Source organism: Escherichia sp. TW14182 (assembly GCF_000208525.1).
Classification (GTDB): Bacteria; Pseudomonadota; Gammaproteobacteria; order Enterobacterales; family Enterobacteriaceae; genus Escherichia; species Escherichia ruysiae.
Map to the genome: position 1 here is coordinate 1 of NZ_AEJZ01000473.1, position 768 is coordinate 768.

Consider the following 768-nt stretch of genomic DNA (forward strand, 5'->3'; position numbering starts at 1 on the left):
GGATATTTTCCGTTTTCCAAGCGGACCCCTATTACTATCTCATTCTTTCACTGGCGAGATTATAAACGTTACAACGTTCTCGTTTCCCTACCGCAACAACCGCAATAATTAACATATCGTCAACAACCTGATAAACCAGACGAAATCCCGATGCACGAAGTTTAATTTTGTAGCAGTCCTTTAGGCCACGTAGTTTTGCAGAAGGTATATGGGGATTGTCGCTGCATTTTTTTAGTTTTTTCGCAAACTGCTGTTGAATGGCCTTATCCAGTTTCAGCCATTCTTTAAGCGCATCATCCCTGAATTTTACCGTATAAGTCATAAATAGCTGTCCAGATCCACCTCACGCAGAGGTTGATTGCTGCGTTCAGTAACCAGTTTCATCAGCTCCTGGTCATCCAGAGCATCAAGCATCCTTTCATACAGTTCAGCAGGAATACAGTAGAATGCCGGCTGATTGCGATTCAGAATGGCGACCGGATAACCATCACCAGCACTGACTGTAGCCATCGGATTTTTTTTCAGTTCACTGACACTTGCACTGGTGTCAGACAGAATGATGTTAGGCATAACGCACCTTCAAGACTGTTTAACAAGTCTTAAAGATACATCTGAAAGGACCAGTTAACAAGTCTGTATTACTTATATATTTGCAAATAAATTTAATGCTGGTTTTATACTCTGATGTCGCGCCAGCGACATGGAAGGCGGCACTCTGTTGTTACATATGACACCGGGGTAAAACCGCCGAAGCCCGGCGTAAGCCGG

2 protein-coding genes are annotated in these 768 nt (G+C 43.5%); both read right to left on the reverse strand.

Annotated elements, in window-relative coordinates:
- Window positions 1-34 precede the first annotated feature (34 nt).
- Window positions 35-322 carry a type II toxin-antitoxin system RelE family toxin gene (locus EQY_RS0123340; RefSeq protein ID WP_000222758.1) on the reverse strand — a complete coding sequence of 96 codons (288 nt, stop codon included), beginning with the start codon at window positions 320-322 and terminating at the stop codon, window positions 35-37.
- Entirely contained in the window at window positions 319-570 is a 252-nt protein-coding gene (locus EQY_RS0123345; RefSeq protein WP_001132896.1) for a type II toxin-antitoxin system Phd/YefM family antitoxin, read from the reverse strand. Before EQY_RS0123345 ends, EQY_RS0123340 begins: the two co-directional genes overlap by 4 nt.
- Window positions 571-768: the final 198 nt, after the last annotated feature.

Bases quoted from the DNA above. Each gene is read 5' to 3' on its own strand.
- EQY_RS0123340 (WP_000222758.1), bottom strand. From the start codon at position 322: ATGACTTATACGGTAAAATTCAGGGATGATGCGCTTAAAGAATGGCTG.
- EQY_RS0123345 (WP_001132896.1), bottom strand. From the start codon at position 570: ATGCCTAACATCATTCTGTCTGACACCAGTGCAAGTGTCAGTGAACTG.